We start from the raw sequence: 7,675 nt of genomic DNA, 5'->3' as shown, positions 1-7,675 counted from the left end.
TTCTGCGTAACGCAAAATCTCGAGCTTCTTCTCCTTGGTAAACGTTCTTCTCTTTGACATAATCTTCTAAATTTAAGTCCCCTAAACTGTTTTAGAAAATCTGTCCAGCCCTTTAAGGGGCTAATACATGAAAGCTTTATCAAGCTCTCGAAGTGGAATATCCTTACGACAATATTTGCTGCGGATGAAGCGATCGAGATGGCAATAGATTGTTTTGTATTTCTTCAATGTCGAGAGCCCAATACTACTACCTTCAGAATTTTGGTGAAACTCAATAAACGCCTGAAATTCGGTTAGGAAGAATATCGTTGACCCCTCAATCCCGCAAAGGACGTTTTTCAACCTCCTTAGCGAATAGTCATTATCGTAGTTCAGGCGATCGTATTCATTTTGAATTTTAGCTTTAAGCCGATTCAATTTCACCAAAGCTTGCCTTGCAAATAGATCGTGCCCAATTATTGACTGCCTTTTTTGTGACGGGTTTTTTTCAAGAACTACCAATCCTGTAGAAAAGGCTTCACGTTTTCCATCGATCAATCGGCAGTATAAACTGAGTTCTCCAGACTTTGTTGTGCGGGTGTAAAAATGTGTTTTCCTGTCGCTAACTATTTATATTTCACAAAGTTATGGCGACACTCGAGTGTCTGAAAATGCAAAAAAGCGCAGTTGGGTACAAAACAACGCACTGATTGATCCCAGTGTAACCGGCACGGTTTACTGTAACCAAAATGGTAACCAATTTTATGCGTTGAAATGATTTGACTTGCACCCAAATAAAACGCAAAAGTCTGGAAACCAGATAGGTTGCCAGACTTTGCTTTGGATTGCTTCAAATAAAGTGGTCCCAGCAGGGCTTGAACCTGCGACCCACAGATTATGAGTCTGTTGCTCTAACCAACTGAGCTATAGGACCATGCTCTTTTCAGAGTGGTGCAAAGTTAAGAACCTTCTTCGATTTTGTAGTAATAATGTAACCGTCAAGGCTGAATTAGCTCGGACAAAAGGTCGCCCAAACCGCTGTATTCGTGTCCGTGGGTGGTGTGCAACTTACCGTAGTAGCCCAATCCGTTCACCAGTGTTTGGAATCCTTTATAGATTCGCTCGGTTCGCAAACGCGCGTCCGATTCGATCTCGATCACCAGTATTTCCTCACCTTTCGACAAGGCACTGTTGGTCTTGGAAATCCCTTGTGGGGTTATGTAATTGATCGAGTCCGGCGCATTCGAAATGGTTCCGTCCGCCTCCGCACTGTACATGATCAAGTTCTCGTTCTGCGCCAGTACAGTATATTGCTGCTCCGTTTTGCGGTCCTGAATGCCGATGGTGTCAAAGTCAAAGGCCCCGGTTTCTTTATCGACGAATTCGGTCACAACGCCATGAGTTACCAAACGAGCACTCAGTTGGTTTAAATCCGCTTTATACTGATCGACCAAAGTTTGATTCTTGGTCGTGATCCCTTCCAAGAACGCCCCCATGGCCAATGAACGAGTCACCGTATGCCGTACGCATTCGTCGGCCAGTTCTTTCGCCGGCCACAAACACAGCTATAAGCTCACCGAATTCCCAAACTGTGGGGTGCCCGTTACCGGGCGCAACAACTCATCGAGCATCTCGGGCGTGCCCGTATTCACGTGCATGAAATCACCCTTGTCGTTGGTCACGAAGGCCGGACAAAAAGGGTTGCTGCTGTTGGCAAAAGCCGACAATTGCAAGGCCGGAACAGCACGTCCGCCCCCGTCGCCATAGAATACCGGAATGCCGTACTTGGCCGCGGCCACCATCGGGGCCAGGGTATTTTCCGGACAGGTCTCGATCGGAAAGATCAGCGAAACAGGGTCGTGCTCATTTGCCTTGAGCCACTGCGCGGCCTGATCAATGGCTTTGAAAATGGCATCGTACTGATCGCTCTCAATGGCGCTGATGGCGCCGAAATGCTCGCTCGTGGCGAGCTCTACTCTTTTTCCATCGGTCAGCTGCATGATCAGCTGTGCAAATGCAGTACCCGTGGTCTTAGCACCACCACCGCCACTGCCCAAAAAGGCCGTTCCGTTAACGATCCAATTGAGTTCTTTTTCCTTGAGGAACATAAGCGCCGAGATTTATTAGTAATATTAAACTAACCCCAGTTATCCTCCTAATTATGAGTAAATCCAAAGCACACCCCATTAAAAACGCCCTCGCGCCGTGGACCTCCAAATGATCCGAGCTCGAACCCCACGTAAAAACTGGTGACATCCTCCTCATGCACGGGAAATTCCCGAGCAGCAACCTGATAGAGATCATCGAAGGCAGTAAATGGTCGCATTCCGGTATGATCGTCCGTTCTAAGGACATTGGCCTAACCGGTAGCAACATCCCCGAACTGCTGTTCCGGGAATCGAACGACCTCACCAACTTGCCGGATCTTATTCTCAATAAAACCAAGACCGGCCCCATGATCGTCGATCTCAACAAGCGATTGACCACCAACTTGGCCACGGGATCCGATGTCGAATTCGCCCTGGTGCAACTACACGTCGAGCGTACCCAAAAGATGTTCGACGCCATTAAGAATTATATTCCGGTCGTGCACGACGCGGTATTCCCGTCCATGATCGATATGGGCATAGAAATGGCCACCGGCCGCTACTACCATCGCTTTTCGGGCATGGGCAAGATCTACTGCGCCGAACTCGTGGCCGGGCAACTCATTCAAATGGGCTTGCTTACCGACCACTACCCTATGAACGCCTACGAACCCAAGGACTTCAGCCACAAAGGCACCATCGGACTACTCGATCGCGCCTGGTTGCAACCCGAGATCCAGTTCGAGTTGGCTTAAGACCCCCATTCATTGCGCGCTATAGTCTTCATTTTATACTTGTTCTTCGCTGCGCCTATTTGGGCCTCGCGGCCCGATGTGCCCGTAGCCGAGGGTCGCGCAGACTTGAGCGGTGTCACAGAAGACGAGTGGCCCGTGCGGCTCTCCGGCACCTGGTATTGTCGGTGGAAAGAGTTTGGCGATCCGGCCGAATTCAACACCTCTGCCGATACACTCCAAGTGCCGGGATCATGGGCGCCTTACACGGGCTCAGGCGATTTGCTCCCACGCCATGTCGGATACGCCACCTACCAGGTGAAAGACCTGCTTCTGGCCGTAGGCCGATATGCACTTAAACTACCGACCATACATTCGGCCTTTGACCTCTATGTTAACGGCGAACGCATTTATTCGTCGGGTCGCATCGATACGTCGGAGGCGATGGAGCCCTGCGTATTGTCCGATGTGGTGAGGTTTTCGACCTATTCATCAGGGGCGGTGCTGCTGACTTTTCGCGTATCCAATTACGCCTATGCCACGGACGCGCGGTGTTCTTTTCAGCGTTCTTGGTTGGAATCCTCCTGATCATGGGATTCTACTATTTCGGCATTTGGCTTTATAGGCTCGATGATAAAGGGCCGCTGTATTTTGCCTTGATGTGCTTTGGGTGGGGACTCCGTGAGCTGCTTGGTCCCGAAACCCTCATGTTCAAGCTGTTTCCGGGCTTTCCGTATGCGATCGGATTACGCATTCTCTACGTGCTTTTCCCCTTCATTTTACTGATGTTCCTGCGCTTTATCGATGATTTTTTCCCCGGTAAGGTGAAACGATGGCTTATTCAGTTGACTTCGGTCGTGCTCGTTCTCGATGCCCTTTTTATCGCCTTATCGCCCACCCAAGTTTTTTCGAGCAACTTACTGGTGATTCTGCCCTTGGCGCTGGTGATTCACACCTACGCCCTGTATGTACTCATATTGGGCGTTCGCGCTCGGCGGACGGGTAGTGTGCTGTTTTTGTTCGGGATGATCGTCATGGGTTTCTGTTTCGTGAACGACTTGCTGGTCGATCTGAGCATTTGGCAAGGTGGGTTCATTTTCCCGATCGGTTTTGCCGTATCTATTCTGTATCAGTCGTTGGTCCCGGCCATTCGGTTCTCGAAATCGTTCGACGATGTGGAGCGACTCAATGCCAGGCTCGTCACGGTCGGTAACGCACAGTCGCGCTTTGTGCCCACCGAGTTTTTGCAGTTATTGGGTACGCCCGACATCACCAAGATCAAATTGGGCGATAGTCAGGAAACGAAAATGGGGGTTATGTTCGCCGACCTGCGCAATTTTTCGACCATCGCCGAGGGTAAAACGGCCAGCGACACGTTTCGCCCGGTCAATAGCGTACTCAGCAAAAGTGCTCCGCTCATTCGCGAAAACCACGGATTTATTGACAAATACATCGGCGATGCCATCATGGCGCTGTTTTCGGTGCGCGAAAACAATATCATGAACGCAGCACTGGCCATGAAGAGGAGCATCAACGACGAAGAATCTCCCTATCGCTTCGGTATAGGCCTGCACTATGGCGAAATGATCCTCGGGGTAGTGGGCGAGTCGCAACGGATGGAGGGTACTGTGATCAGCGATGCCGTGAATACCGCGAGCAGGGTAGAGCACCTGACCAAGATATATGGCTTAAGCATCATATTCACCGAAGAGTTCAAAGCAGAGGTCGAGATCGACAAGCTCGAGTATCGCTTTCTCGACGAAACTCTGGTAAAAGGGCGTGTGGGACTGATCCGTATATACGAGCTGCTCGATGTGCAGGATCCGCACCACCGGCGCGTGGTGGAATTCCGCCAGCGATACCAGGAAGCTCTGAGTTTACGGCTATCCGGGGAGCATCAACGAGCATTGGAGCTGTTTCGCTCGTATGCTGTGGACTTCCCCGCAGACCGCGCCGTTCAAGTACAATTCGATCACATACAACGCAGTATAAATGCCGCATCTTCAATTTAATCGTAGGGTATTGCAAAGTTCCCCGAGCATCTTTTATCTTGCGTAGCGTAATTCATCATGGATGATCCGGAATATTATTTTTGATCTAGGCGGGGTTTTACTCGATATCGACTACCGCCGAACCGAGAAAGCCTTCAAAGATTTGAGCTTCGAAAACTTCGATGAAGTCTATTCTCAACTCCAACAAACCGAAACCTTCGACCTTTTCGAAACGGGCGACCTCAGCACCGAGGAATTCCGCGATGCTATTCGCGAAGCCAGCGGAAAGGGCCTCGCCGACGCCGATATCGACAAGGCCTGGAACGCCATGTTGCTCGACCTGCCGGAAAAGCACATCAACTTCCTTGATACGGTACGCGAAGATTATCGCATTGTGCTGTTGAGCAATACGAATGAATTGCACCTCGAGGCCATTTACGAGAAGTTCGGCCACGAGTATACGGAGTTCGAATACCTTTTCGAAAGTACGTACTACAGCCACCTGGTAGGGTACCGCAAGCCGGAGATCGAGATCTTCGAAGAGATCCTCGAAGACCGCGCCATGGAAGCCGACGAAACGCTGTTCATCGACGACTCGCCGCAGCACGTAGAGGGAGCCAAAGCGGCCGGACTTCACGCTTACCACTTGCAAGCCGGAACCTCCATTCTTTCGCTCGACCGGATTCTCCAAAAGTTCAAATAACTCGTACAGTAGGTGGAACCAAAGCCACCTACCATGTCGCTTTAACTGTTCGTTTTTCAGTCTCGTAAATGGCTGAGCATTCACGTTGTCGGCTACGTCCTGCAATCGATCGACGCCCTCAAGGCCATGGGCCGTAAACGAACACCCACGGCTAAATTCGTTTTCTTCGGTAAGGGCCGCTCGGGTACCACCCTGCTGGTGAGCCTCATGAACTCGCACCCCGACCTCTTTTGCGATGGCGAAACTCTAAACAAAAAAGTAGCGCGCCCTCTCGGGCGGATTCGCACCCGCGAGCGGCTATCACCTAAATCGGTATACGGATTCAAACTCCTCAGCTATCAGCTGCGCGATCTCCACGACTTCGATGACCCCAAGGCCTTTTTGCAGTCGCTCATCGACGATGGATACAAGCTCATTCACCTTCGCCGACACAACAACCTGCGCCAGGTGCTTTCGCGACTATATGTCGAACACCGCATGGCGTACCACGCAAAAAAAGGTAGCTCCACCGGTCCACTCGAAAAAATGACCCTCGACGTCGAAGACCTCAAAGTACAATTGGGCCGCTCCGCTTCGCTCGACCAATTCGAAGCCCAAGTGCTCGACGGACTCACTTACTTGCCGGTTTCGTACGAAGACGACCTCGAAGACAAGGCCAAGCACCCCGAAACCATGAGTAAGGTGTTTCATTTTCTGAAGCTCCATTACCACGAGCCCAAGGCCGGACTCAAAAAGATCACCACCAAAAAGCTCTCGGGCTTTATTGCCAATGCCGATGAAGTGGAGCAGGTGCTTCGCGGAACCGAGTACGAACGCTTTCTCGATTGATGGGCATCGCATCTAAAATAAAAAGCAACTACTGGATGCGCTCGGGCATCTACACCCTGCGCCAGCGCTTCAGCGTGATGTTCTTCGGACTGTTCGGATTCATGATCTTGGTGCGCATCCTGCCGAAGGCAGAATTCGGTGTCTATGCGCTGGTCATCAGCATCATCACTATTTTGGAAGTGTTGCGGAACGGTTTCCTGCGGAACGGACTCATACGCGCTTTGGCTCAAGCCGAAAACGAGGAACAAAAAGCGGCCATTCGAGGGAGCAGCTTAGCACTGAACTACATGTTTTCGGCCGTGCAAATGGTTTTTTTCGCCGCCGCGGCCCTGTGGCTCGAAGGTCTCCGGACCGCTCCCGGACTCGCGCAGATGTTGTATATCCAAATCATCGGGTCGCTTATTATGCCGCTGTTTTGGCATTTTGAGTACGTGGGCCAAGCGAATCGCAGCTTTCGCGGACTCTTTTGGTCGCACTTTCTAAGACGGGCCGGATTCTTCTTTTACCTCGCTTTTCTGTGGTTCTACGATGAGCCGGCCATACTGGTGCATTTGAGCTGGGCCTTGGTGGCCTTTCAATTACTCGGCGCCTTGGTGGGCTGGTACATGACCCGCATGTTTCAGCCGCTCAAAGGTCATTGGAATAAGGCCACGGCAGCTGATTTGGCAAACTACGGCAAGTACACTTTTGGCACTAATGTGAGTGCCCAGTCGCTCAAGAATGTCGACCAATGGTTCTTGGGAAGCATGGTCGGCACGGCGAGCGTTGCGGCTTACAATCCGGCCATCCGCATTTCCTCACTGGTCGAAGTCCCCACCCTCTCGGTGGCCAGCATGCTCTTTCCGGCCCTGGCCAAACGCATCAAGGACGAAGGCCAGCAAGTAGCGGCCAAGCTTTACGAGCAAAGCGTGGCGGCCATCATGGCCATTACGCTGCCCGCAGCGGCGGTGATTCTGATCTTCCCGGAGTTCATTATCAACATCTTGGCCGGACCCGAATACCTGGATACCGTGGGCATCCTGCGCGTCACCATCTTCTACACGCTCTTTGTCCCATACGCCCGCCAATTCGGCGTGGTGCTCGACGCCATCGGACTCCAAAAAGTGAACTTCTACTTCGTATTGATCTCCGCGCTCCTGAATGTGGCCTTCAACTGGTTTTTTATTAGTGCCTACGGCACGATCGGTGCCGCTTACGGAACACTCGCCACCTACGGTGTCGGTTTTATTTACAACCAAGTTTATTTGCACCGAAAATTGGGGACACATCCGCTCCGTACATCCTAAGTTCGACTTTTCTAAATTTCATTATTTAATTAACAGGACTGAACAGAGGAATAAGGCCGATATAGGTTTT

The 7,675-nt window shown here is 51.1% G+C and carries 9 protein-coding genes and 1 tRNA gene; 6 read left to right on the top strand and 4 right to left on the bottom strand.

Annotated features, from left to right (window positions below):
• Positions 1-120 precede the first annotated feature (120 nt).
• The 4 genes from J4F31_11285 to J4F31_11270 all read right to left on the bottom strand — a co-directional run bounded on the left by J4F31_11285 (position 121) and on the right by J4F31_11270 (position 2,087).
• Entirely contained in the window at positions 121-537 is a 417-nt protein-coding gene (locus J4F31_11285) for a hypothetical protein (GenBank protein ID MCE2497139.1), read from the bottom strand.
• 302 nt (positions 538-839) lie between these two features.
• A tRNA-Ile gene (locus tag J4F31_11280) sits at positions 840-913 on the bottom strand.
• A 64-nt stretch (positions 914-977) separates the two neighbouring features.
• Positions 978-1,538 carry a DUF917 family protein gene (locus J4F31_11275; protein MCE2497138.1) on the bottom strand — a complete coding sequence of 187 codons (561 nt, stop codon included), beginning with the start codon at positions 1,536-1,538 and terminating at the stop codon, positions 978-980.
• 6 nt (positions 1,539-1,544) lie between these two features.
• Positions 1,545-2,087, bottom strand: a complete 543-nt coding sequence (locus J4F31_11270) for a DUF917 family protein (protein MCE2497137.1) — start codon at positions 2,085-2,087, stop codon at positions 1,545-1,547.
• 155 nt (positions 2,088-2,242) lie between these two features.
• Here J4F31_11270 and J4F31_11265 point away from each other — a divergent pair, with 155 nt between their 5' ends.
• The 6 genes from J4F31_11265 to J4F31_11240 all read left to right on the top strand — a co-directional run bounded on the left by J4F31_11265 (position 2,243) and on the right by J4F31_11240 (position 7,605).
• Positions 2,243-2,821, top strand: coding sequence for a hypothetical protein (locus J4F31_11265; GenBank protein ID MCE2497136.1), 579 nt, complete (start codon positions 2,243-2,245; stop codon positions 2,819-2,821).
• 12 nt (positions 2,822-2,833) lie between these two features.
• On the top strand, positions 2,834-3,385 hold the full coding sequence (locus tag J4F31_11260) for a hypothetical protein (protein ID MCE2497135.1): 552 nt from the start codon (positions 2,834-2,836) through the stop codon (positions 3,383-3,385).
• Positions 3,367-4,809 carry an adenylate/guanylate cyclase domain-containing protein gene (locus J4F31_11255; protein MCE2497134.1) on the top strand — a complete coding sequence of 481 codons (1,443 nt, stop codon included), beginning with the start codon at positions 3,367-3,369 and terminating at the stop codon, positions 4,807-4,809. Before J4F31_11260 ends, J4F31_11255 begins: the two co-directional genes overlap by 19 nt.
• Positions 4,810-4,870: 61 nt before the next feature.
• Positions 4,871-5,491, top strand: coding sequence for an HAD family phosphatase (locus J4F31_11250; protein MCE2497133.1), 621 nt, complete (start codon positions 4,871-4,873; stop codon positions 5,489-5,491).
• 126 nt (positions 5,492-5,617) lie between these two features.
• Entirely contained in the window at positions 5,618-6,319 is a 702-nt protein-coding gene (locus J4F31_11245) for a hypothetical protein (protein MCE2497132.1), read from the top strand.
• Positions 6,319-7,605, top strand: coding sequence for a flippase (locus tag J4F31_11240; GenBank protein MCE2497131.1), 1,287 nt, complete (start codon positions 6,319-6,321; stop codon positions 7,603-7,605). The genes J4F31_11245 and J4F31_11240 overlap by 1 nt, the downstream gene beginning before the upstream one ends.
• Positions 7,606-7,675: the final 70 nt, after the last annotated feature.

The sequence above is a fragment of the Flavobacteriales bacterium genome, assembly GCA_021296215.1.
Classification (GTDB): Bacteria; Bacteroidota; Bacteroidia; order Flavobacteriales; family ECT2AJA-044; genus ECT2AJA-044.
Note: the sequence above shows the minus strand (reverse complement) of the source record. Positions and strands in the feature narration are given on the sequence as shown.